This is a genomic window from Euzebya sp., from assembly GCF_964222135.1.
Classification (GTDB): Bacteria; Actinomycetota; Nitriliruptoria; order Euzebyales; family Euzebyaceae; genus Euzebya.
In genome coordinates this window covers 30,214-54,184 of record NZ_CAXQBR010000055.1, presented here as the reverse complement: position 1 = coordinate 54,184, position 23,971 = coordinate 30,214, and the positions used below count along the sequence as shown (strand labels likewise).

20 protein-coding genes and 1 pseudogene are annotated in these 23,971 nt (G+C 75.0%); 8 read left to right on the top strand and 13 right to left on the bottom strand.

Features of this window, described 5'->3' with window-relative positions:
• Positions 1–202, bottom strand: a pseudogene (locus ACEQ2X_RS12475) (hypothetical protein); the annotation flags it as partial.
• Positions 203–834: 632 nt separating this feature from the next.
• On the opposite strand from ACEQ2X_RS12475, the gene ACEQ2X_RS12470 reads away from it, so the two are divergent.
• A complete protein-coding gene (locus tag ACEQ2X_RS12470) occupies positions 835–1,509 on the top strand; it encodes a YitT family protein (RefSeq protein ID WP_370326139.1) in 675 nt (224 codons plus the stop codon).
• Here ACEQ2X_RS12470 and ACEQ2X_RS12465 read toward each other — a convergent pair.
• From ACEQ2X_RS12465 to ACEQ2X_RS12455, 3 genes are read right to left on the bottom strand one after another with little or no spacing between them, the layout of a single operon-like run.
• Complete coding sequence (locus ACEQ2X_RS12465) at positions 1,490–3,022, bottom strand: cell wall-binding repeat-containing protein (RefSeq protein WP_370326138.1); 1,533 nt, start codon at positions 3,020–3,022, stop codon at positions 1,490–1,492. The two genes, ACEQ2X_RS12470 and ACEQ2X_RS12465, sit on opposite strands and share 20 nt — an antisense overlap.
• Positions 3,023–3,082: 60 nt before the next feature.
• Positions 3,083–4,000: an MBL fold metallo-hydrolase gene (locus ACEQ2X_RS12460; protein WP_370326137.1), complete on the bottom strand. Its 918-nt coding sequence runs from the start codon at positions 3,998–4,000 to the stop codon at positions 3,083–3,085.
• Positions 4,001–4,019: 19 nt separating this feature from the next.
• Positions 4,020–4,499: a hypothetical protein gene (locus ACEQ2X_RS12455; protein ID WP_370326136.1), complete on the bottom strand. Its 480-nt coding sequence runs from the start codon at positions 4,497–4,499 to the stop codon at positions 4,020–4,022.
• 146 nt (positions 4,500–4,645) lie between these two features.
• On the opposite strand from ACEQ2X_RS12455, the gene ACEQ2X_RS12450 reads away from it, so the two are divergent.
• Entirely contained in the window at positions 4,646–5,080 is a 435-nt protein-coding gene (locus ACEQ2X_RS12450) for a protein kinase (protein WP_370326135.1), read from the top strand.
• 422 nt (positions 5,081–5,502) lie between these two features.
• Positions 5,503–7,113 carry a molybdopterin-dependent oxidoreductase gene (locus ACEQ2X_RS12445; RefSeq protein ID WP_370326134.1) on the top strand — a complete coding sequence of 537 codons (1,611 nt, stop codon included), beginning with the start codon at positions 5,503–5,505 and terminating at the stop codon, positions 7,111–7,113.
• Positions 7,114–7,130: 17 nt separating this feature from the next.
• Here the strand turns inward: ACEQ2X_RS12445 and ACEQ2X_RS12440 are convergent, their stop codons facing one another.
• From ACEQ2X_RS12440 to ACEQ2X_RS12425, 4 genes are all read right to left on the bottom strand, one after another.
• Positions 7,131–9,227: a cell wall-binding repeat-containing protein gene (locus ACEQ2X_RS12440; RefSeq protein ID WP_370326133.1), complete on the bottom strand. Its 2,097-nt coding sequence runs from the start codon at positions 9,225–9,227 to the stop codon at positions 7,131–7,133.
• A gap of 76 nt (positions 9,228–9,303) precedes the next feature.
• Complete coding sequence (locus ACEQ2X_RS12435) at positions 9,304–9,582, bottom strand: DUF5522 domain-containing protein (protein WP_370326132.1); 279 nt, start codon at positions 9,580–9,582, stop codon at positions 9,304–9,306.
• A gap of 30 nt (positions 9,583–9,612) precedes the next feature.
• Positions 9,613–10,335, bottom strand: coding sequence for a hypothetical protein (locus ACEQ2X_RS12430; protein ID WP_370326131.1), 723 nt, complete (start codon positions 10,333–10,335; stop codon positions 9,613–9,615).
• Positions 10,336–10,407: 72 nt separating this feature from the next.
• Positions 10,408–11,211 carry an aldo/keto reductase gene (locus ACEQ2X_RS12425; RefSeq protein WP_372530563.1) on the bottom strand — a complete coding sequence of 268 codons (804 nt, stop codon included), beginning with the start codon at positions 11,209–11,211 and terminating at the stop codon, positions 10,408–10,410.
• A 93-nt stretch (positions 11,212–11,304) separates the two neighbouring features.
• Here ACEQ2X_RS12425 and ACEQ2X_RS12420 point away from each other — a divergent pair, with 93 nt between their 5' ends.
• Positions 11,305–12,639, top strand: coding sequence for a cytochrome P450 (locus ACEQ2X_RS12420; RefSeq protein ID WP_370326129.1), 1,335 nt, complete (start codon positions 11,305–11,307; stop codon positions 12,637–12,639).
• Between the two features lie 19 nt (positions 12,640–12,658).
• On the opposite strand, the gene ACEQ2X_RS12415 is transcribed toward ACEQ2X_RS12420, so the two are convergent.
• From ACEQ2X_RS12415 to ACEQ2X_RS12405, 3 genes are read right to left on the bottom strand one after another with little or no spacing between them, the layout of a single operon-like run.
• On the bottom strand, positions 12,659–12,913 hold the full coding sequence (locus tag ACEQ2X_RS12415) for a Rho termination factor N-terminal domain-containing protein (protein ID WP_370326128.1): 255 nt from the start codon (positions 12,911–12,913) through the stop codon (positions 12,659–12,661).
• A 45-nt stretch (positions 12,914–12,958) separates the two neighbouring features.
• A complete protein-coding gene (locus tag ACEQ2X_RS12410; RefSeq protein ID WP_370326127.1) occupies positions 12,959–13,774 on the bottom strand; it encodes an LLM class flavin-dependent oxidoreductase in 816 nt (271 codons plus the stop codon).
• Between the two features lie 23 nt (positions 13,775–13,797).
• Positions 13,798–14,850, bottom strand: coding sequence for an iron-containing redox enzyme family protein (locus tag ACEQ2X_RS12405; protein WP_370326126.1), 1,053 nt, complete (start codon positions 14,848–14,850; stop codon positions 13,798–13,800).
• A gap of 176 nt (positions 14,851–15,026) precedes the next feature.
• On the opposite strand from ACEQ2X_RS12405, the gene ACEQ2X_RS12400 reads away from it, so the two are divergent.
• Positions 15,027–17,270, top strand: a complete 2,244-nt coding sequence (locus ACEQ2X_RS12400; RefSeq protein ID WP_370326125.1) for an MMPL family transporter — start codon at positions 15,027–15,029, stop codon at positions 17,268–17,270.
• A 2-nt stretch (positions 17,271–17,272) separates the two neighbouring features.
• Positions 17,273–17,983, top strand: a complete 711-nt coding sequence (locus tag ACEQ2X_RS12395; protein WP_370326124.1) for a TetR/AcrR family transcriptional regulator — start codon at positions 17,273–17,275, stop codon at positions 17,981–17,983.
• On the opposite strand, the gene ACEQ2X_RS12390 is transcribed toward ACEQ2X_RS12395, so the two are convergent.
• Both ACEQ2X_RS12390 and ACEQ2X_RS12385 read right to left on the bottom strand, forming a co-directional pair.
• Entirely contained in the window at positions 17,974–18,816 is an 843-nt protein-coding gene (locus ACEQ2X_RS12390) for a LysM peptidoglycan-binding domain-containing protein (RefSeq protein ID WP_370326123.1), read from the bottom strand. The genes ACEQ2X_RS12395 and ACEQ2X_RS12390 overlap by 10 nt on opposite strands.
• Positions 18,817–18,949: 133 nt before the next feature.
• On the bottom strand, positions 18,950–19,888 hold the full coding sequence (locus ACEQ2X_RS12385) for an alpha/beta hydrolase (RefSeq protein ID WP_370326122.1): 939 nt from the start codon (positions 19,886–19,888) through the stop codon (positions 18,950–18,952).
• 170 nt (positions 19,889–20,058) lie between these two features.
• Here ACEQ2X_RS12385 and ACEQ2X_RS12380 point away from each other — a divergent pair, with 170 nt between their 5' ends.
• The gene (locus ACEQ2X_RS12380) at positions 20,059–21,600 is read left to right on the top strand and encodes a cell wall-binding repeat-containing protein (protein ID WP_370326121.1); all 1,542 of its coding nucleotides are present in this window, start codon (positions 20,059–20,061) and stop codon (positions 21,598–21,600) included.
• Between the two features lie 37 nt (positions 21,601–21,637).
• Complete coding sequence (hypF, locus tag ACEQ2X_RS12375; RefSeq protein ID WP_370326120.1) at positions 21,638–23,929, top strand: carbamoyltransferase HypF; 2,292 nt, start codon at positions 21,638–21,640, stop codon at positions 23,927–23,929.
• Positions 23,930–23,971 lie beyond the last annotated feature (42 nt).

The window sequence follows — 23,971 nt, the reverse complement described above, 5'->3', positions numbered from 1 at the left end:
GGGGGCGGGCCGCGGCGGGGGGGGGGGGGCGGGGGGCGGGGGGCGGGGGTGCGGTGGCGTGCGCCGGCACCGGGATGGTGCTCGGGACCTGCGCGACCGGTTCCGGGCCGGTGCGACCGCTGCACGCCGCCGCCAGCCCCGCGAGCGCCAGCACCAGGCCGGCGACCAGCAGCCGGCGACGGGGGCCCGCGCATCCGTCCATCCCGCGACCGTACCGACCCGCTCGTGACACCGCCGGGGAGGGGGAGGGAAACCCCGTGCACCGGTGCCTGTGGTGCGGTCGTGCGCAGGCCTGGACGTCCCCCTCACCCCGACGTGCTCACCCCCTCGGAGTGGCAGGTCCTCGACGCGGCCCGCCACGGGATGAGCCGACGCCAGATCGCCCGCCGGCGCGGACGTCACCGCCGCCCACGCCCACCTGGTCTCCCGGGGCGCGGAGTCGGTCGGCGTCCCGCACCGGGTCCACACCCACGCCGACGGCACGGCCGACTGATCCGGACGATCGGACCACGGATCGACTCCGCGACGGGCGGCACGGATCGGCTCCGGACCACAGATCGACTCCATGACCGGTGTGCGCGACCGGCGTCGTGCACATCCGTGGAGGTAGGTGCAGGTCAGGCGCGTCCTGGGCCACGGCCCGGAGTCGATCGGTGGCATCCCGGAGTCGATCCGTGGAGGGGGGAGCGCGAGACCGTCCCAGCCGGAGTCCATCCGTGGGGATCCCGGAGTCGATCCGTGGGGGTGGGCGTGGCGGGGGGTGAGCGCACCGTCCGGGCGCACACCGGGAGTGGCCGCGCGATTGGCCGCCCGCGCGGTCGTACGGTGACGCGCATGAGCTCGGCCGCGGTGGCATCCGCCGTCCCACCCCTCCCCCTCTGGCGCACCTCCCCCGCCAGGGTGGCGCGGCTCGTGGTCGGGCTCTGGGTCTTCGGCACGGGGGATGCGCTGCTGGTGGCCTCCCAGCTCGGGAACTCCCCGTGGACGGTGTTCGCCGAGGGGTTGTCGCTGCACACCCCGCTGACCATCGGCGCCTCCACGATCGTGATCAGCCTGGCGATCTTCGCGATCTGGGTGCCCCTCCGCGTGAGACCCGGCCTGGGGACGGTCCTGAACGTGATCGTGATCGGCATCGCGATCGACGTGACGCTCCTGCTGGTGGACACGCCCGGGTCGCTCATCGCGAGGGGCCTGCTGCTCGGCGGCGGGATCGCGCTCATCGGCGCAGGCAGCGGGCTCTACCTCGGCACCGCCCACGGCCCCGGTCCGCGGGACGGGTTGATGACCGGCCTCCACCGCGCGACCGGCCGTCCCGTCTCCCTCGTCCGGGGAGCGATCGAGGTGACGGCGCTGACCATCGGCTGGCTGCTGGGCGGCACCCTCGGCATCGGGACGGTCACCTTCGCGCTCCTGATCGGCCCGGCGGTGCAGCTCGGCCTGGCCGCCGACGCCCGCTGGCGCGCGGCCGCATCCCGTCGGCAGGAGCCGCTCAGCGCCCCGACGCGCTGAAGTGCTGGTAGTCGTCGGCTGAGGAGAAGTCCGCCCCCCACCCCCACCCGATGGCGGCGAAGGCGTCGACGACCGGTCCGGGCCGGACGATCATGCCCGGCCGGACGTCGGTGCGGTCGACGTACCCCGCGCCCGCGGGGGGGTCGACGGACCCACCGCGCACGTACGGGTTCTGCACCGGGTTCAGATCCACCGCGGTCCCGTAGGCGTGCTCGGACCACCGGCTGGTCCCGCCGACGAAGCGGCAGTTGAACGCCGAGGTGTTGTTGGCCGCCATGGACGCGTCGTCGTCACCGCCGTGCTCCCGGACCGGGCGGACCGACGCGAGCGGGAAGCGCGCGTCGAACAGGGCGGCCATGACACCGCGGACGTCCTCGGCGACGTCGGCGTGGACGACCAGCTGCCCGTCGCGGCGGACGTCCCCGTCGAACGTCCAGTGGTCCACCTCGACCACGCGGAGGGCGTCCAGTCCGACCGGGCACCCGTCGCGCCAGCTCACGCCGGTCATCGCGGCGCGCTCCTCTGCCGTCAGCCCCCGCACGCCGCCGTCGAACCCGGGCGGCGGCACCCCGGCCAGCGCCGCGGCGACCTGCTCGTCGACGAACGTCCCGACCGCCACGGTGCCGCCGGCGACGACCGCCCGGGCGTAGCCGCCGGAGCGGAGGTGGCCCTCCACGGCGGATGGCAGCTCGTCGTGGGTCGTGACCACGAGCGTGGCGCCACGACGCGCGGCCCACGGCACGAACGCGAGCGCATCGGCGTGGTCCTGACCCGAGGCGACGACGACGGTCCCACCACCCGAGGACCCGGCCGCCACGACGGCGGTGTCGTAGCGCGTGGGCCCCGCGAGGCGGTCGACGGCCGGCCCCTCCGCCTCGATGGCCGCGACCACGTCGTCGGAGACCGCGGCCGGACCGCCGAGCACGACGACCTCCTCGGGATCGAGGGTCCGGATGGCCTCGGCGGCCTCGGGTGCGAGCACATCGCCCGGCGTCAGCAGCAGTCGCGCAGGCGCCAGGGCCGCCCCGGCGAGCGCGTCGGCGAAGGGCGCCTCGGCGGCGACGACCACGGGGGCCCCAGCCGGGCCCGGCTCGAGGCCGAGCGCCTCCGCTGCCAGCGCGGCCGGTGAGCCGGCCCGGACGTGGGTGACCGCCGCCTCGGAGGACGGGAGGGCGACGTCGCCCACGACGACCACGCGCTCGGGTGCCAGGCGGTCCACCGCCTGCTGGGTGGCCGGCGGGACCTGTGCGGCTGACACCAGCACCGGGGCGTCCAGCCTGGCCGCGAGGTGCGCGCCCACCAGGGCGACCACGTGGTCCCAGCCGTCGACCAGCACCACCGTCGACGCGTGGTCCCACCCGTCGGCGGCCACGGCAGCCGCGGTCCCCGCGCGGTCGTCCCCGGCGATGCGCCGGACCGCAGGGTCCTGCGCCGCACCGGTCGGTGCCCACGCGATGACGAGGACGAGGGCCACCAGGGTGGCCAGCAGGCGGTGTGGCGGGACGGTGACCACCTCCGACGGTCGGGCGCGGACTCCGGAGCCTACCCACCCCTCAGCGACTGACTGCCTCCGTCAACGGCGCTGAGCGGGGACGGGGATGGTGACCAGGTCCCGGGCGGCCACGACGTCGGGGTGGTGGGCCCGCGCCTGCTCGGCGAAGACCTCCTCGTCGGCGTACCGCTGGGAGAAGTGGGTGACGACCAGCCGCCGCACACCGGCGGCCGCCGCCTGCGCCCCGGCAGCGTCGGCGGTGAGGTGGCCGTGCCGCTCGGCCAGCGCCTCGTCACCGCGCAGGAACGTCGCCTCCACGACAGCCAGGTCCACGTCGCGCAGCAACCGGCCGATCGCCGCGCACTCCCGGGTGTCCATCACGAGCGCGGCCGCCTGGCCGGGCCGCGGGTGGCTCACGTCCTCGACGCGGACGGTGCGACCGTCGACGTCCACCACCCCGTCCCGCTCGAGCACCCCGACGATCGGCCCCTCCAGCCCCTCGGCCGCCAGCCGGTGGGGGTCCATCGCCCGGCGGTCCGGCTCCTGCAGGCGGTACCCCAGGGTCGGGACCCGGTGGTCGAGCGGCTCTGCGACGAGCACCCGCCCCTCCCCCAGCGGCACGGTCGACCGCCGATCGGTGGGCAGGGGAACCCGGTGGACGTCGATGGGGCTGTCGTAGAGCCCCACGCCGAGCAGCCGGTCGAGGTGCGGACCCGCCTCCGCGGGGTGGATGAGCGGGATCGGGTCGCGGCGCTGGTCGAGGGCCATGCGCTGGAGCACGCCGGGGAGGCCGAGCACGTGGTCGCCGTGGTGGTGGGTGACCGCGATGTGGGAGATCTGGGAGGTCCGGACGCCCGCCAGCAGCATCTGGCGCTGGGTGCCCTCACCGGGGTCGACGAGGAGGCCGAGCTCGTCCCAGCGCAGCAGGTACCCGTTGTGGTTGCGGGTGCGGGTCGGGGCCTGGCTGGCGGTCCCGAGGACGACGAGCTCACGCGGCACCCGGTCAGGCTATCGGGGGTCAGACGGCATCCACGTCGGGGTACTGCTCGGCCCACCGGCGACGGGCCGCCAGCGCGGCCGGTGGGACGTCGGCGGGACGCCACGTCGCGACGGGCTGGAACTCCCAGCCGAAGCCTGGTCGCCGGTCGAGCCGGCCGCTCGGGCCGGGCGTCCGGCACTCCGCGCAGCGCCTCGGGGGGTCGAGGTCGACCGCGTCGCGCGTGCGGGCCCGCAGGACGCGTCCGCACCTGCGGCAGGACCCCACGACCGGGCCGCGCCCGGCGAGGGCGCGGAGCGCGTCATCGGACCCGACCGCCATCCGCAGCGCGGTCGTGGGGACCTCCGGCATCCGCCAGTAGGCGTGGCGGATGACCGCGCGCTGCTCGACGACGTCGAGGCCGTCCAGGGACCGGCGGATCAGCGCAGCGGTGTCCGCGTCGTCGGCGGCGGTGTGGGCGAGGTGGAGGTGCAGCCCGCGGATGGCGCGTGTGAGGTCCATGGGCGGACGGTAGATCCGATCCGGGCGGCGAGGTCGCACGGGATCGCCAGAGGTGTGGATGACGCCCCGCCGATGCACCGCGAGATTGCGCGACGCCCCGCGCTCTAGCCTCCCGCGGGTCCCTGACCGCGACCCGAGGTGCACTGGTGGAGATCCCCGGCTTCACGGACCTGACCGAGATCGGGCGCGGCGGGTTCGGGACGGTCTACCGGGCGCCGCAGCCCGGCTTCGGCCGTGACGTCGCCATCAAGGTGCTCGACGTCACGGCGGCGCGGCTGGACGACCGGGCCCGACGGCGTTTCGAGAACGAGACCGAGACCACCGGGCGGCTGTCGGGCCACCCCCACATCGTCACCCTCCACCACGCCGGGTTCACCCCCGAAGGGCGGCCGTACCTGGTCATGGCGCACCTGCCGGGCGGGTCGCTCGGCCAGCGGCTGGCGCCGGGGGCCGCTCTGCTGGCAGGAGGCGGTCGAGGTCACCATCGCGGTGTGCGGTGCGCTCGCGACGGCGCACGAGGCCGGCATCGCCCACCGCGAGACCGACGGCGACCGAGGCCGCACCGGCGCTCCCACCACTGACGACCGCGCCCCCCGTGACGCCCCCAGCGACTCCCCCGCCCGCCACGGAGCCACCGAGCACGCCACCCCCGCCCACCCCGCCACCGGCGACCGGCGTCGTGGTCGACGTGGCCTCCGCGCACCCGGACGCGGACGCCCTCGCCGCGGTCCTCGTCCAGTGGGCCGACGGCATCAACGCCGGCGACTACGAGCACGCGTTCGCGACCTACACCCCGGCCCTCAGGACCCCGCCTTCGGGCCGGACGGGCAGGCATGCTCGTCCTGGCGGCTCCTGTGGACCGCGGTGGCAGGCGTCGACGGGACGTGGCGGATCGACGACGCCGACACCGTCGACGGATCCCCCACCTCCTGCTGAGGGAACCGCCTGGCGGACCGGCGCACGACCCATCTGAGACCGCGTCCGCGACGAACACGGGGTGCTGATGGACTCCTCCCCCACCACCCCCTCCCGACCGCTCGCCGCCGTCGCCGGCCTGCTGGCCACCCTGGCCGCGCTCGCCGTGGGCGAGCTCGCCGCCGGGCTGATCGCGTCGTGGTACTCACCGGTCCAGGCGGTCGGCGACACCGTCATCGTCTACACGCCCCAACCGGTCAAGCAGTTCGCCATCGACGTGTTCGGGACGGGCGACAAGATCGCCCTCATCGCCGGCACGCTGATCATCACCGGGCTGTACGGCGTCGCGATGGGCCTCCTCGGCCGGCGACGCCTGCGCCTGGCCTGGGTCGGCGTGGGGATCTTCGGAGCGATCGCGATCGCCTGCTCGATCCACCAGTCCGACGTGCCGGCCAGCGCGCCGAGCCTGCTGACCATCGCCGTCGGCATCCCGGTCCTGACAGCGCTGCTGCGCCGCGCACCCGCCGGGGCCTCGACGCCGGCCGACGCCGTGGAGGCGGGCGGGGACCGGCGGGCGTTCCTCGCCATGTCCGGCGGGGTCGTCGCCGCCTCCGCCGCCGCGGTCGCGACGGGGCGCGTCCTGACCGGCCGGCGAGCCGCGTCGGTCGCCGACACCCGTCGCGACATCGCCGAGCAGATCAGCGGGGCCGGCTCGGGGCCACCGGTGGGTTCCGCCACGGAGCGCGCCCTCGGGCAGGTCGCCGATCCGCTGCCGCCGCTGCCGGACGGCGTCGACTGGGAGATCGAGGGGCTCGCGGACTTCCAGACGACCGATGCGGACTTCTACCGGATCGACACCGCGCTGGCGGTGCCCCAGATCGACCCGACGACGTGGTCGCTGCGGATCCACGGCATGGTCGACACCGAGCTCGAGATGGGCTACGAGGACCTGCTGCGCCGCGACGACCTCATCGAGGCCGACATCACCATGACCTGCGTCTCCAACGAGGTCGGCGGGGACCTCGTGAGCTCGGGGCGGTGGACCGGCGTGCCGCTCGCCAACCTGCTCGCCGAGGCCGGCGTCCAGGACGGCGCCACCCAGCTGGTCGGTCGGGACGGCGACGGCTTCACCACGGGCTTCCCGACCGAGGTGCTCGACGACGGACGTCCCGCGATGCTGGCGCTGCTGCTGAACGGCGAGCCGCTCTCACCGGAGCGGGGCTTCCCCGCCCGCACGGTCGTCCCCGGGCTCTACGGGTACGTCTCCGCCACCAAGTGGATCACCGAGATCGAGCTGACCACCTTCGAGGAGTTCGACCAGTACTGGGTCGAGCGGGGCTGGGCCGAGCGGGCGCCGATCAAGACCCAGTCGCGCATCGACGTGCCGGGACCGCTCGAGCAGGTCCCCGCCGGCGAGGTCGTCGTGGCCGGCGTCGCGTGGGCGCAGACCCGCGGCATCCAGGCCGTGGAGATCCGCGTCGACGACGGCGACTGGCAGCAGGCCGAGCTCGCCGAGCAGCTCGACGAGATCACCTGGCGGCAGTGGCGCTACCGCTGGCAGGCCGAGCCGGGCAGCCACCGGCTGACCGTCCGCGCGACCGACGGGACCGGCGAGGTGCAGACCGAGGAGCGCGCCCAGCCCTTCCCGGACGGGGCGAGCGGCTGGATGACGCTGCTGGTCACCGTGACCGAGGTGTGAGCGGCCACGGCGCCGGCTCAGCTGAAGCGGACCTGGCCCACGCCGTAGTCCTCGGTCGGGACGCCCTGGGCATCGACGTCGAACTTGCCGTTGCCGTCGCCCGCCACGACCACGACGGTGGCGCAGTCGGCGGACTCGGCCGCCACACGGATGTCGATCTGGCCGTCGACCGCCTGCACCCCGCCGACCGCGGTGCGTGCCTCGATCGTCTGGCCGTTGATGGCGGTGATCAGCATGGCACCGGTGTCGCTCGACCCCGTGCCGGCGGTGAAGCCGTCAGCCCCGCCATCGCCGTCGGCGTCGGTGAAGGTGTCCGGACCTGACCCGAGCACGTCGGTGGAGCTGCACGGGAACAGGATCACGTCGAGCCCGCGGGTGATCGGCGCACCGTCGAACCGCCCGTCGACGGTCAGGTCCGCGGTCTGGCCTGCGGCCGCGTCGATCCGCTGCTGGGGCTCGACCCGGTACACCTGGGTCGGGTTGAGGCCGTCGTCGGGGTCCTCACCGCCCGTGCCGTCGTCGACGGGGTGGTCGCCGAAGCGGATCTCGCTGGCGCCGTAGGGCACGGTCGGGCGCCCGGCGTCGTCGACGGGCAGGCCGTCCGGCTGGGTCGGGAAGACCAGGAGGGTCGCGCAGTCGTCGGCGTAGGCGGACACCTGGACGCCGAGGCGACCGTCCTCGGGCGCGAGCCCGCTGACGGCGGTGTCGTCGTCGACGTCGACGTTGTTCGCGCCGGTGATCAGCGCGGGGCCGACGACGTCGTCGCCCTCCGAGGCGCTCGACGATCCGTACGCGTCGGCCATGCCGTCGCCGTCGGCGTCGGTGAGGACCGCCGACCCGTCGGCGTCGACCTCCACGGCCTCGCAGGCGAACATCACCGCGTCGAGGGAGGTGGCGCCGTCGAGCTCCGTGGCCGCGACGGTGTCCACGAACCCGGTGCCGTAGATGGGCTTGAACGGGTTGTCGCCGACGAAGGACCGCGGCTGGCCCTCCCGCTGCTCGGCGGTCATGGCGTAGTCCGGGACGGCGTCGTCGACGGGATCGCCGCCCGTGCCGGACCCGCCGCAGGACTCAGCCGCCCCCTCGGCCTCGGCCAGGACGGCGGTGCTGACGGCGGCCTCGCCGCCGACGGCCTGCACGACCTCGATGTCCGCGCACCGAGCGGCGAGGAAGGCGCGGGTGCCCGGGCTCAGGATCTCCGGGGTCGTGGCGAGCACGAGGGCCCGCCCGGCGCGACCGGCCAGCTGGCCGGCGGTCAGCGCGTCGGGGAAGTCGTCACCCCGCGCGAGCATCACGGAGTGCCGGGTGAACCCCTCCACGTTCGCGGTGGTCCAGGCGGCGACCCGCTCGGCGGTCTGGGTGCGGTCCTGCCCGCCGAGGCGGACCACGGTGATGCCGTCGGCCTCGAGCTCCGCCTGCACCGCCGCGCCGATCGCCGCCTCGCCGCCGAGGACGACCACCTGCTCGACGGCCTGCTCGGCGAGGAACGCCCGCGTCTCGTCGCGCAGGTCGCCCGTCTCGGCGTACAGCACGGGGATGGGGCCGGCGAACGCCGCGGGGCTGCCGGCCAGGGCGTCGGGGAAGTCCTCGCCGTCGGCGAGCATCACGGTCCGGCGCCCGTCGACGACCGGCAGGTCGGCGACCTGGGCGGTCGCGGCCGACACCAGGGCGGCGGTGTCGTACTGGGTCTCACCGGCGATGCGGCGCACCTCGTAGCGCTCGGCCAGCTGCGCCTCGACCGCGGCCGACACCCCGAGCTCCCCGCCGACGATCGTCACGCCCTGCACACCGAGCCCCTCGAGGGCGCTCGCGGTCTCGTCGGGGACCCGGTCGAGCTCCACCAGGAGCATCGCCGCACCGCTGGCACCGGCGAGGGACGTGGCGGTCAGCGCGTCCTGGGCGGCGGCCGCGGTGGTCACGACGGCCTGCTCGGTCCCCTGGGGGAACGCCTGGTCGGCGATGGCGGCCGCGGTGGCGAAGCGGTTCGGGCCCTCCACCCTCGCCGGCGTGACGTCGTCGACGGCGGCGGCGGGCGGGGCCATCACGGCCCAGGCGAGGACGACCGCCACGAGGGCGGCGAGGGGCATCAGGCGATCGGTTGTGGTCTGGCTCACGGGGACAGTCCTTGCCGGTCTGACGTCGGGGAAACGCCGACCGTATCGCCGTCACGGCGCTGCCGCGGTCGGCCGGTCAGCGGCCACCCAGGCGCCCGGCGGCGTCCACCCAGGGGCAGTGGCGGCACCCGAGCCCGCAGCAGCGCCCGCGCCGCCAGTGGTGCAGGGCGGTGAAGCACAGCAGCCCGCTGACGGGGTCGACATAGCCCTCGGCGCCGTCGGCGACCGCCGCCCGGTGGACCGCGAGGACCTGATCAGCCGCGACTGCGGGCACGCGCTCCGGGTGGGGGTCGACGAGCGCATCGGGCAGCGGACGACCGGCGCGCGCCAGCTCCTCGAGGTCGTCGTGGCCCATGGCGCCAGAGGGTAGGCGGTCGTGCCCCGCTCAGGCGACGGCCGCGCCGTCGTCTGACAGGTCGGGCACGCACCGGGTCAGCGGCGCGGTCGGCGTCGTCCGCAGCGCCACGTCCCCCGACAGCGCGGCGAGCTCGAGGTCCGTCGCCGACCAGGTGGTGTCCGGTCCGTCGTGCGACGCGACCGCCCGGACCACCCGCAGGGCCTGGAGCAGCCGGGCCGTGGCCACCTCGTCGACGACCCCGGCGGAGAGGTGCAGTCCCTCCGGACCCGGCACCACCACGGCGAGCTCGCCGACCGGCACCAGGACGGGCGGGACGACGAGGACGCGCTGGCCGGACCGGCCGGTGACCACCGGCGCCATCCCCCGTCCCGCCGCCCCGCTGACCGGCACCTCCGCCCACCCCGCGAGAGGCGACAGCGCGGTCGCCAGATCCGCGTCGACGGGCCACAACCCGCCCGCCCGGCCGCGCGTGCGCGCGTCGTCGACGGCATCGTCGACGGCGATGGTGAAGGCGCGACCGTGCACCGTGGCGGCCAGGTCGAGCCAGCGGCCGTCGGGCAGCCGCCGCACCAGCGGGTCGGCGTCGAGGGCCGCCACCAGCCACCTGGCGTCCGGCAGCGATCGGCCCCAGTCGGTGCGCAGCTCGGCCGCGAGGCCCTCGAGGGTGACCGCACCCGTCCGGCGGAGCGCGGCCCGGGCGTCACGTCGCACCCGGTCGAGCGTCGCGGGTGTGGGATCGGTGTCAGCCATCACCGGACATGCAACACCGCCGACCGCGGGAGCCGGCGGTGTTGTCCACAGGGCGACCCCGGTGGCAGCAGCTCAGTCCCAGTCGGGCGCGAACGGCGGGTCGATCACGCGCTCGGACTTCGGGAGGGCGTCGATGGCCGCGGTGTCCTCCGGTTCGAGGGGTGGCATGTCGAGGGCGGCGAGGTTGTCGCGCAGGTGGTCCTCGCTGCTGCCCTTCGGGATCACGACGACGTCGTCCTGGTCGAGCAGCCAGCGCAGGGCGATCTGCGCAGGGCTGGCGCTGCGCGCACCAGCGATGTTGACGATCACCGGGTGGCTGAGCAGCTCGCCGCGGGCGAGGGGCGAGTAGGCGGTCAGCACCCCCTCGATCGCGCGGACCGCCTCGAGGACGGGACGCTGGTCGAGCAGGGCGTGGTACTCCACCTGGTCGGTGAGGATGTCGGTCACCGACTGGGCGCGCTTGACCTGGTCGGCGGTGAAGTTGCTCACGCCCACGTGACGGGTCAGCCCGCGGTCCCGCAGCCCAGCCATGGCCTCGAGCGTGGCCTCCAGGCGGTCGGGCTCCACGGGCCAGTGGATGAGCAGCAGGTCCACGTGGTCGAGCGCGAGGTCCCGCAGCGACCCCTCGGTGGACGACACGACGTCGTCCGGCGCGTGGTTGCCGTTGGCGAGCTTGGTCGTGACCCACAGCTCGTCGCGGTCGATGCCGCTCGCGGCGATGCCGCGGCCCACCTCCGTCTCGTTGCCGTACATCTGGGCGGTGTCGATGTGGCGGTAGCCGAGGCCGATCGCGGTCTCGACCGCGGGGGCGGCACGGTCGCCGGTCAGCTCCCAGGTGCCCATCCCGAGCCGTGGCATGGTGGTCATCGCAGTCATGTGGAGACCCTCTCCGGCCGGGTGGACCGCGACACGTGGACCGCCCTCCACCGGAGGACCCGTCGACCAGGCCACCGTGGAGGACCGTCGCCGATGCCCCGCCTCGCCCCCGGCCCCCGGGCCAACCCGCTCATCGGCCACCTGCCGCTCGCGACCTCGTCCCACATCGCCGGGGAGTGGCAGCGCCTCCACCTCGACTGGGGTGACACCTTCAGCCTCCGGTTCGGCCCGCCGCTGATCGGCCGACGGCTGACGGTGACGCGGACGCCCGAGGCGATCGGGCAGATCCTCGGCGCGCGCTCGCCCTTCACCAAGACCGGGCACCCGTTCTTCGAGGCCTTCCGGGACGTGCTGGGCACGGGGCTGTTCAGCGCCTACGGCGAGGACTGGCGGTTCCAGCGCCGTGTGCTGTCCCCGCTGTTCACGGCGAAGCAGTCAGCCGCCTACGCCCCGCTCGTCCGCAGGCGGGCCGAGGAGGCGGTGGCGCGCTGGATCGCCGCCGAGCGACCCCTGTCGCTGCGCAGCGAGGTGCTCCGGCTGACCCTCGTCATCGTCACCGACCTGCTGTTCGGCGCCGGTCGCGACGACCTGGCGGACCGCCTCGAGCGGCACTTCCAGACCGTCTCGGCCTACATCATCGAACGCGCCTTCGGCCCGCTGGTGCTGCCGCGGCGGACGCCCCTGCCCCACATCCGCCGCCAGGAGCGGGCGGTCCGCGAGGTCTACGCGCTGGTCGACGAGGTGCTGGCCGGCGCGACCGCGGACGAGGACTCCTTCATCGGCCGGCTGCGGCTGGCAGAGGACCCCGACACCGGGCGGCGGGTCACCGACGCCGAGATCCGCGACCAGGTCCTCGTGTTCGTCGCCGCGGGCCACGACACGACGGCGACCGCCCTGACGATGGCCCTGCAGCTGCTCGGCATGCACCCGGAGGTGCAGTCCGACGCCGCAGACGAGGTCGCCGCGCTCGGGCCGGTGGAGACCGCGGAGGACGCCCAGCGGCTCAGGCTCACGACCGCGGTGATGGACGAGACCATGCGCTTGTACCCCTCGGCGCCGGGGACGGGGCGGCGGGCCGCGGAGGACGCCGTCGTCGACGGCTGGGACGTGCCGGCCGGGACGATGGCGTACACGAACTTCTGGAGCCTGCACCGCCACCCCGACCTCTACCCCCACCCCGAGGCGTTCCGGCCACAGCGGTTCGTCGACGTGCCCGCCACCGACCGCCCGCGCCACACCTACCTGCCGTTCGGCGCCGGCCCGCGGTCGTGCATCGGGGCCCACACCGCGGTCCTCGAGATGCAGCTGATCCTGGCGACCGTGCTGGCCCGCGCGGAGGTCGTCGCGCTCACGCGGGACACCCCGGTGCGCAGCGACATCACCCTCACCCCGTCGGTGCCCCTGCCGGTGCGGTTCCGCCGGCGGTGAGGGTCAGGAACCCGGTCGTTCAGGAACCCTTGCGGAGGGCGTCGATGAGCTCGTCCTTCGACATGTCCGAGCGGCCCTCCACGTCGAGCTCCTGCGCCCGCTCGTAGAGGTCCTCCTTCGTCCACTCGTCGTAGGACGGGCTCTTGCCGCCCTTCTCCGAGGCCTCCTCACCGGAGTTGGCGATCGCCGCGGCCTTGGACTTGCTCATGCCCTGGTCGCGCAGCGCCTCGTACTGCTCGTCGTCCTTCACGCTGGGTCCGTGATCCTTGGCCATGTCATGGTCCTGCCCCGACGTCGCGGATGCGAACCCGGAACTCGATCAGGTCGTGGACGGCGGTCCCGCGGCGATGACCGCGCGGCACTCGGCGACCGGGCGCTCCTCGGAGCGGAAGGACTCGAGCCACCAGTCGACGCCCACCTCGGCGTACGCCGGCCAGCGGTCGATGTCGCCGGCCTCGCCGCTGCCCTGGTGCACGACGGTGGGCGGGGGGGCGGCCGGATCGCGGTGCTCGGCGATGAAGGCCCGCATCGCGGTGTAGTCCGCGGGCTCGTACCCGGCCCGGGTGACCGGGAACACGCCGTCGTACCGGGCTGCGCGGCGGAACGGCGCGGCGTTCGGCCAGGTACCGCCGACCCAGATCGGGATGTGCCCGCGGACCGGCCCGGGGGTGAAGTGCGCCTCGACGTCGAAGGCCGCCCCGTGATGGCGGACCGGCTCGGCCGTCCACAGCGCGGTGATGACCTCGAGGGCCTCGTCGAGCAGCGCCGCCCGGCCGCGGGCGGTGCCCTCCTCCCCCAGCTGCCCGAACTCCTCGGCGTGCACGCCGAGCCCGACGCCGAGGACGGTGCGGCCGCCCGAGAGGTGGTCGAGCGCGACCGCCTCGCGCGCCACCTTCCAGGGCCGTCGGCGTGCGAGCGGGGTGACCATCGGGCCGATCGTGATGCGCGCGGTCAGGGTCGCGATGGCCGCCAGCGCCACCTGCGGGTCGGTCATCGGCGGCTCGCCGTCGCGGGCGATGTGGTCCCACACGAACACGCCGTCCCACCCGGCGTCCTCGGCGGCGACGGCGAGGTCGGCGAGCAGCGCGGGGTCCGCGTACTCGCCGTGGTTGCAGAGGGTCAGCCCGAAGCGCATGCCCGCACTGTAGGCGCCACGGGTCAGCGGTCCGCGGGGGCCGGCGGGAGGTCGAGGGGGAGGCGGAGGGACGTCCGACCCGCCCCGAAGCAGTCGGTGAGGTGGCTGCTCATCATCCCCTCCACCGCCGACAGCGCGCTCGCGCCGAACAGGACGTCGGCCTTCATCGCGGGCGTCTGGGTGACCAGGCTCTCGGCCAGCTCCACCGCGACGTACTGGTGCTCGGCGTCGGCGACGACGTGGGTGTCGTAGAACAGGCAGGTCCAGTCGTCGCAGCCCAGGCGTCGGAGCGCAGTCGCGTAGTTGCGCATCGGGGCGACGGAGGCCATCTCGAACCCGGCGAGGTGCCCGATCAGGGCGCCGCGCCAGCGGCGGTGGAGGCCGAAGAACGAGATGAGGTTGACCGTCGACAGCGTCACGCCGGGGATGTGGTCCAGGTAGGCGCCGTAGGTCGGGTCGAGGCCCATGCCCTGCATGGACAGGCCGAACAGCCCGGCGTGCATCTCCTCGGTGATGCCCTCCCCGTACTCGTCGGACTGGATGGCGACCAGGCGGGCCTTGGGCTCGCCCGCCAGGCGCGGGATGCCCCAGGTGTGGGGGTCGGCCTCCTTGCGCTGGTAGGCGGAGCGGTGGACCGAGATCTCGCACAGGTCGGACCAGGTGCCCTCCCGGGCCATGCGGGCGCTCAGGGCGTCGGGGGACTCGGCCCCGGCGGCGAGCGCCCACAGCTCCTCGGCGAGGTCGAACCCGGCGGGGAGCCGGCCGACCTCGTCGCGCAGGCGGTCCTCGAAGGCCGTCTCCAGGCGCTGGCGGTGGGCCAGGAGACCCGGATCCCACTCCCAGGCATCGTCGACGCCCTCCAGCCCGCGGTAGTGGAGCTCGTAGCACAGGTAGAGGGCCAGCGCGGCGTCCTCGCCCGTCAACGGGTCGTCGGTGGGCTCCGGCAGGTCCGGCAGGTGGCCGCCCGGCTGGGACAGCGCCTTCATGAGCGCGGCGCTCGCGTCGCCCCGCGGCTCGGGTAGCGGGGCGGGTTCGCCCTGGTCGACGATGCGGGGGCGGTCGGTCTGGGTGCTCACGTCAGCTCTCGTCCTGCGTCCTGGCCCGCCGGGTGGAGGGCGCTCAGCTCCTCACCTACCCCGCCACGCGCAGGCGGCGAATCCACGGAGGTTGGCAACCCAGGATGTTGACATCGTCAACTTGACGTCGTTATGTTGGTTGGCGCCAGCACTCGACCGCTCCGTCAGGACCCGCCATGGCACTCCCGCTCCCCGCCCGACGGCCCTGGGCCGTCATCGTCGTCGCCCTGCTCGGGGTCGTGCTGGCCGGCGCGGTCGGCGGCGATGTCCAGGACTCCCTCGTCTCCGGCGGCTTCGACGACCCCGGCTCGGAGTCCGCCGCGGCGCGGACCGCGCTCGAGGAGACCTTCGACGCCGGCGGGCCCGACCTGACCCTGCTGGTGACCGCGGCGGAGGGGGACGTGGACGCGCCGGCGGTCACCCGCGCCGCCACCGCGCTCGCCGACGACCTGGCCGCGCGTCCGGAGGTGGCTGAGGTCGTCAGCTACTGGGGGCTGGGCGGTGCGCCGCCGCTGCGCTCGGCATCGGGCGACCGCGCCCTTGTGCTCGTCCGCCTGGCCGGTGACGAGGAGGCCCGCCTCGACGCCGCGGCCACGCTGCGCGAGGAGCTGCCAAGCGACACCGAGGTGATGGCCGTGCAGGTGGGCGGCATCACGGCCACCTTCGCCGAGATCAACGAGGTCGTCGAGGAGGACCTCGTCGCCGCCGAGCTGATCGCCCTGCCGGTGACCCTCGTCCTGTTGATCGTGATCTTCGGGTCGGTCGTCTCCGCCCTCCTCCCCCTGGCCATCGGCGGCCTGGCGATCCTCGGCACCTTCCTCGCGCTCGAGCTGATCGCCGGGGTCACCGACGTCAGCGTCTTCGCGCTGAACTTCACGACCGCCCTGGGCCTGGGGCTCGCGATCGACTACGCCCTGCTGGTCGTCAACCGGTTCCGCGAGGAGCTCGCCGCCGGCCACGACGTCACGACCGCCGTCGTTCGGACGCGCCGGACCGCGGGTCGGACCGTGCTGTTCAGCGGCCTGACGGTCGCCTCCAGCCTGGCCGCGCTCGCGGTGTTCCAGTTCGCGTTCCTGCGGTCCTTCGCCTGGGCGGGCATCGCCGTGGTCGGCCTCGCCGTGGTCGGCCTCGCCGTGGTCGGCGCGGTCGTCGTGCTGCCGGCGCTGCTGACCGTCCTCGGCCACCGGGTCAACGCCCTGACCGTGCGCCGGGTGCGGACCGCCGCGCCGGGCGAGGCGACGGAGGGGACGTGGCACCGCATCGCCATGGCGGTGATGCGGCGGCCGGTGCCGATCGCCACGGTCTCGACCCTGCTCCTGCTCGTCCTGGGGCTGCCCTTCCTCGACGTGGCCCTCGGCTTCCCCGACGACCGCGTCCTGCCGCCGGGCGCGGAGACCCGCCAGGTCGCCGACGTCCTGCGCGAGGAGTTCGACTCCCGCGAGGCGTCCGCGGTCACCGTCGTGCTGTCGGGCGTCGCGGACGCGGAGGAGGTGGAGGGCTACGCCGTGGCGCTCAGCGGCCTGGACGGCGTCGCACGCGTCGACGCCGCGACCGGGACCTACGCCGCGGGGGGCCGGTTGCCCGTCGAGCTGCCGGATGCCGTGGACCGGGCCGTCGGGGACCGCACGCACCTGTCGGTGATCTCCGCCGTGGAGCCCCTGTCGGACGCCGGCCGCGACCTGGTCGCCGCCGTCCGCGCGGTGGGTGCCCCCGCGCAGGGGGTGCTGGTCGGGGGGCCCTCGGCGGAGCTGACCGACTCCGTCGACGGGCTCCTCGACCGGCTGCCGGTGGCGCTGGCGCTGATCGCGGTGATCACCTTCGTGGTGCTGTTCCTCAGCTTCGGGTCGGTCCTCATGCCGCTGAAGGCCATCGTCCTGAACCTCCTGAGCCTGACCGCCACGCTCGGCGCGATGGTGTGGGTCTTCCAGCAGGGCCGGTTCGAGGAGGCGCTCGGGTTCACCGCCACCGGCTCGCTGGCGGTGACCATGCCGGTGCTGCTGTTCGTCCTGGCCTTCGGCCTGAGCATGGACTACGAGGTGTTCCTGCTCAGCCGGATCAAGGAGGAGTGGGACGCCACGGGCGACCCCATCGGCTCGGTCGCCTCCGGGCTCGAGCGGACCGGGCGGATCGTCACGGCTGCCGCGGTCCTGATCGCCGTCGTGTTCGTGTCCTTCGGGCTGACCGGCTCGGTGTCGTTCATGAAGCTGTTCGGGTTCGGCATGACGCTCGCGGTGCTGGCCGACGCCTTCATCGTCCGCACCACCCTCGTCCCCGCGTTCATGCGGCTCGCCGGGACGTGGAACTGGTGGGCACCCGCACCGCTCCGGCGGCTGCACGAGCGCATCGGCTTCTCGGAGGTCATCGACCTCGACGACGACACGGCCTCGACCGCCGAGGACCGGAGGCCGGCTACCGTCTAGCCATGTCGACCACGTCGCCCGCGGCCGGAGCGAGCAGCCGACGGAGCCACCGCGCGGCCGCCGGCGAGGGCGACCGCCTGCGGGACGAGCTGATGGACGCCGCGGAGCGGCTGCTCGGCGAGCGCGGCAACGTCGACTCGGTGTCGCTGCGCCAGGTCGCCCGGGAGGTCGGCGTCAGCGCGACGAGCGTGTACCTGCACTTCGCCGACAAGGACGACCTGTTCGTGCAGGTCTGCCACCGGCGGTTCACCGCGCTCGCCGACCACCTGCGCCTGGCCAGGGAGGGGCTCGCGTCACCCGCCGCGCAGCTCCGCGCCTGCGGTCGGGCCTACGTCCGCTTCGGCCTCGAACGGCCGGCGGAGTACACGACGCTGTTCACCACCCTCCCGATGGCGAAGGTCGTCGAGCTCGTCGACCCCGAGGAGCTGATCGGCCTGCGGACGCTCGAGGAGATGGCCGGGATCGTCGCGGCGGGCGTCGAAGCGGGCGAGCTGCGCGACGTCGACCCCTTCACCACGGCGGTCAGCCTGTGGGCGACCGTGCACGGGCTGGTCACCGCGCTCGGCCACGGCCTCGGCGAGGTGGAGCTCGACGCCGACGCGGTCACCGACCACACCCTCGACCTGCTGCTCGACGGCCTGCGCCGGCCCGAGCGCCAGCCGGCGCGCTCGCAGACGGCTCAGCCGTCGCGCTCTGACAGCGCTCAGCCGTAGCGCTCTGACAGAGCGATGACGTTGGCCGCGTAGCGGCGGCCGCCCTCTGACGGGCCGCGCTCCTCCACCCGACGCGGGCCCTCGTAGTAGGCGGCGAGGGTCAGCTCGATGTCGCCGTCGAAGCGCCCGTAGAGGTAGTCGAGGTAGGCGATGCCCGCAGCCACGTTGTCGGCGGGCTGGCGCAGGTCGGGCTGGCGGTCCAGCAGGTACGTGCCGGCCCACTCCCCGGTCGCGGGGAGCACCTGCATGATGCCGATCGCCCCGGCGGAGGAGACGACGGTGTTGTTCCAGCCGGACTCCTGCATCGCGAGCCCGAGGGGGATCGCGGGGCGCCAGCCCCAGCGCTGCGCGGTCTCGACGATCAGCCGGCGGACCTCGTCGCGGTCAGCGGCGCGCCCACCCCCGCCGGTGGCCGCCGGGGTCGCGGTCGTCCCGCCACCGCCCGCTCCGCCGGCCACCGCGATCTGGCGCCCGCTGTAGATGAGGTCGGGGTCGTCGATGCCGTTCGCCTCGGCGAGCGCGCTGACCGACACGCCGTACATCGCCGCGATGTGGCTGAGGGTCTCACCGGGCGCCACGACGTGCGTGACCGCGCTCGGTCGCCCGGAGCCGGAGGGGATCACCAGGACCGCGCCCTCGACGATCAGGTCGGGGTCGGCGAGGCCGTTCGCGTCGGCGACCGCGGCGGTGGACACGCCGTGGCGGGAGGCGATGCCGGACAGGGTGTCGCCGCGCTCGACGACGTAGCCGGACGCGGCGGTGGGGCCGGTGACGATGGTCAGGCCGGCCACCGCGACGATCATGCCGCGGCGGGTGGGGAAGCTCTGGCGCATGGCGTGGGGCCACCTCTCGTGTGACTGGTGTGGCGTGAGTTAAGGTAAGTCAACTCCTGTGCCCGTGCCAAGGGTCGATTGGGCGTCCCCCGATGCCGTACGTGACCGTCCGTGCCGAGATCGGCCGGCGAGGTCAGCCGTCGGATCCGGGCCCAGGGGCGCGGTCGAAGGAGCGGTCGGTCACCACGGTCGTGACCGCGGCGGCCAGCCGCGCGCAGAGCGCCGGCGTGATGCCGTCCTCCGCGTGCCCGAAGCCCGGGGCCTCCTCCCACAGGGTCGCGGACCCCCCGGCGGCGTCGCGGAGGGCGGTCGCGTGGTCCAGGGAGAAGTAGTCGTCGTCCGGGCCGTGCACGACCAGCCCCGGGGTCGAGGTCCCACCCAGGAGGTCGACCGGGTCGGGGTACGGCGGGATGGTGGCCGGGTCGTCCATGCGGAACCCCGCGAGGAGCTGCCACACCCGCCGCTTCACCGGGTGGCGCCACAGCCCGTCGAGCGTCCGCATGCCGGGCAGGTCGAGGTCGTGGTGCCGGGCGCTGCCGGAGATGAGCACCACCCCCGCCACGTCGAGGCCCCGCGCCAGCGCGTGGCAGGTGGCGGTCGCGCCGAGGGACACGCCGACCACGACGACGTCGCGGGTGCCCCGGTCGCGCAGGGCGGCGACGCCCGCGGCCACGTCCCGCCACTCGTCCGCGCCGAGGCGGCAGCGCCCGCCGGACTGGCCGTGGCCGCGGAGGTCGAGGCTCAGGCCGTCGACGGTGCCCGCGAGGTGGTCGGCCAGCAGGGCGTACGCGGGCTTGCGACGGCTCGCCGCGAACCCGTGGACCAGGACCACCCCCGGGCCGCGTGCACGCGGGCCTGGCAGCCAGGAGGCGGCGATGCGGACCCCGTCATCGGTGGTCAGGTCGACGCGGCGGTGCGGGGCGCGGTGCCCGCCGAGCCACGCCCGGGTCTCGGCGAGGCGGCGCAGGTCGCTGCGCTGGGCGCGGAGCTTGGCCGCGAGCACCAGCTGGCGGTCGACGCGCGCGGGGGAGCGGCGGAACGACGGCGGTGGAGGGGGCTCGGTCCCGGGCACGACGGGCGAGCCTACCCACGCTCCGCGGGCCCGGGTCGGCGCCAGCGGGCGGCCGTGGTCCGTTTGGACAGGGGGTGCAGCCGGTTAGGCCAGGGGTGAGGCCGCGTGGGGATCGGCGGTCGCCTGACCGCGCCCCGCACGCGATCCGCGACCTCGGAGAGACCCGCGCCATGACCCGATCGACCCGCTCGCCAGGACCACTCGGACGGACGCGGCACCTGCTGCTCGTGCTGATCGGCACCCTCGCGCTGCTCGTGCCCACCGTGCCCGCCGCCGCCGTCGAGGACGTCCAGCCCGCCCGCGTCGCCGGCGAGACCCGCCTCGAGACGGCCGCCGCCGTCGCGGACCTGTCCTTCCCCGAGGGCGCGAGCGAGGCCGTCGTCGCCAGCTCCACGACCTACCAGGGCGCGCTCGTGGGCTCCGGCCTCGCCGGCGCGATGGACGCCCCCGTGCTGCTGACCCCGCCAGAGCAGCTCGCCGCCACCACCGCCGCCGCCATCGGTGACCTCGGCGTCGATCGCGTGATCATCGCCGGCGGGCTCGATGCGATCAGCGCCCAGGTCGAGGCCCAGCTCACCGACCTCGTCGAGACCGACCGCATCGGCGGTGACGACCCGTACTTCACCGCGGCGAACGTCGCCAGGACCACTGCCGCGATCAACGGCGCCCTGCCGACCATCGACGGCCGACCGACCGTGCTGATGGCGAGCGGCGAGGACTTCGCCGATGCGCTGACCCTCAGCGGCCCGGCCCACGACGGCGCCTTCCCCCTCCTCCTCACCCCCGGCGGCATCCTCGCCCCGCAGGCCGCGTGGGTGCTCGACGAGCTCCAGCCCGCGCACGTGGTCATCGCCGGCGGCCCCGAGGCCATCGGGGACGTCGTCGTCGACGACATCGAGGCCCGCGGCATCGACGTGACCCGCCTCGGCGGCATCAACCGCGCGGACACCGCCACCGTCGTCGCGGACTACTTCGTCGACGTCGGCTACTTCCAGGCCGTCACGCCGCTGCTGGCCCGTGGCGACGACTTCGCCGATGCGCTGACCGCCGGCACGCTGTCCTCGGTCGAGGACGCCCCGATCCTGCTGACCGCCACCCAGGGCCTGCTGGGCGAGGAGGCCGGCGGGTGGTTCGTCGAGAACTGCCCCACGATCGAGGTCCTGCAGGTCGTCGGCGGGACCGCCGCGGTGTCGCCTGAGGTGGCCAACGGCGCCGAGGGGCTCGCGGAGTCCTGCGGCGAGGCGCCGCCCGAGATCCCCGAGACCGGCCAGACCTTCGAGGTCCAGCCGATGGAGGCCCTAGAGGGTGAGGCGCCGACCACCTTCGACTTCGAGGTCGCCCGCCGCACCGACGGCCAGCCGCTCGACGGCCCGCTCGACCTGATCCTGTTCCCCTGCACCGCCGCCGACGTCACCGGCAGCGGCCCCGACACCTTCGTCGACGCGGACGGCGACGGCGACGCGGACGGGTTCGCGACGACCGACACCGGCCAGGCCCGCATCGCCGTGGTCAACGACACCGACGTGGACGACACCACGATCTTCCTCGCCGAGCCCGGCGACGACGGTCAGATCGACGTCCGCCTGGCCAGCCAGGCCGAGGACTGCGCCCTGGTCGTCGTGGTCGATGGCAACGGCAACGGCGCGCTCGACCTCGACGAGGCCGGCAACCCCGTCGAGGACTACGGCGTCGGCAAGGCCACCTGGACCTGAGTTTGACGCCCGCCGGGACGGGTGCGTTGATCCCCCGGTGACCCCGACCCCTCCCACCCGCGCCGTCCGCCGGGCGCTGCGGGTGGCGGGCGTCGTCCAGGGCGTCGGGTTCCGTCCGTTCGCCTTCCGGTTGGCCTCCTCCCTCGGGCTGGCCGGACACGTCGGCAACGACGCGGCCGGCGTGTTCTGCGAGGTGGAGGGCCCGGCCGAGGCCGTCGAGGCGTTCACCCGCCGCCTGGTCGCCGACGCCCCGCCGCTCGCCAGGATCGAGTCGGTCGGGGCCGAGGACCGCACGCCGACGGGGGAGATCGGCTTCACGATCGTGGCGTCCCGCCCCTCCCCCGGCGCGCTGACGCTGGTCGCCCCCGATCTCGCGCCCTGCGACGCCTGTCTGGGCGAGCTGACCGATCCGGCCGACCGCCGGTACCGCTACCCGCTGCTCAACTGCACCGACTGCGGGCCGCGGTTCACGATCACGACCGACGTGCCCTACGACCGGCCGTCGACGACGATGGCCGCCTTCGCGATGTGCGCGGCCTGCCGTGCGGAGTACGACGACCCGGCGGACCGCCGCTTCCACGCCCAGCCGACCGCCTGTGGGACCTGCGGTCCGCGGGTGTGGCTCGAGTCGCCCGTCGGGGTGCCGGTCCACGACGCGGATCCGGTGCGCGCCGCCCGCGCGGTCGTCGTGGGCGGGGGGGTGCTCGCGGTGAAGGGCGTCGGGGGCTACCACCTGGCATGCCGGGCCGATCTCGACGACGCCGTCGCGGCGTTGCGCAGCCGCAAGTCGCGACCCGACAAGCCGTTCGCGGTCATGGTCGCCGACCTGGGCACCGCACGGGCGATCGCCCGGGTGGACGATGGTGAGGCGGCGCTGCTGGAGGGGCCGGAGCGGCCGATCGTGCTGGTCACCGCACGACCGGGGTCGGTCTCGTCGGCGGTCGCACCGGGCAACGGCTTCCTCGGCGTCACGGTGCCGCCGAGCCCCCTCCACGCCCTGCTGGTCGAGCCGGGAGAGGTGTGGGTCATGACGTCGGGCAACCGGTCGGGCGAGCCGATCTGCACGGGCGACGACGAGGCGCGGGACCGGTTGGGTGGCATCGCCGACGCGATCCTGGGCCACGACCGGCCGATCGCGGTGCCGTGCGACGACTCGGTGGTCCGCGTCGTCGACGTCGGGTCGGGCCCTTCGGTGCTGCCGCTGCGGCGCTCGCGCGGGTACGCGCCCTACCCGGTCCCCTTGGACCTGCCGGACGGCCCCCCGGTCCTCGCCGTCGGCGGCGAGCTGAAGGCCACGGCCTGCCTCCGCCGTGGCGGGCACGCCTTCATGAGCCAGCACGTCGGGGACATGGGCAGCCTCGAGGTCCTGGCCGCCTTCGAGCGGGCCGTCGACCACATGAGCCGGCTGTTCCGGACCGACCCCGAGGTGCTGGTCTGCGACGCCCACCCCGGGTACGCCTCGGCGGCGTGGGCGCGGCGGCACGCCGGCGGGCGCCCCGTCATCGCGGTGCAGCACCACCACGCCCACCTCGCGTCCCTGCTCGCCGAGCACCGCCGCGCCGGCCCGATCATCGGGTTCAGCTTCGACGGCACCGGCTACGGCACGGACGACACGATCTGGGGCGGCGAGGTCCTGCTCGCGGACCTCGCCGGTCTCGAGCGCGTCGGCCACCTCCGCCCCTCGGCCCTGGCCGGCGGTGACGCGGCGGTCGAGCGGCCGTACCGCCAGGCGCTCGCCCGGCTGGCGGAGGCCGGTCTCGGCTGGGATGGCGACCTGGCGCCGGTCGCCGCGTCGGGCGAGGACGAGCGGCGGGTCCTCGCCACGCAGCTCGAGCGGGGCCTCGGGGTGGTGGCGACGAGCTCGATGGGACGGCTGCTCGACGCGCTCAGCGCGCTGTGCGGCGTGCGGCAGGTGATCTCCTACGAGGGGCAGGCCGCGATCGAGCTCGAGGCGCTCGTCGACGCCGACGAGCCGGGGAGCTACCGGTTCGCCGTCGGTGACGACGGCGTCTGGGATCCCCGGCCCGTGGTGGCCGCCGTCGTGTCGGACGTCCGCATCGGCACCCCGGTCGGGGCGATCGCGGCCCGCATCCACGCCGCCGTGCGCGACGGCATCGTCGTGGCCTCCCAGCGGGTCCGCGCCACCCACGGCCTGGACGTCGTGGGGCTCTCCGGCGGCGTCTTCCAGAACGTCGTGCTGACCACCGCCGTCGCCCGGGCGCTGGCCGAGCAGGGCTTCGAGGTCCTCACCCACCGCCTGGTCCCCCCGAACGACGGCGGGCTCGCGCTCGGCCAGGTCGCGGTCGCGGCGGCCCAGCTGGCCCGGTGACCTGCGGCGGGCGTGGGTCGCCCCCGACCTCGGGGGGTCCCG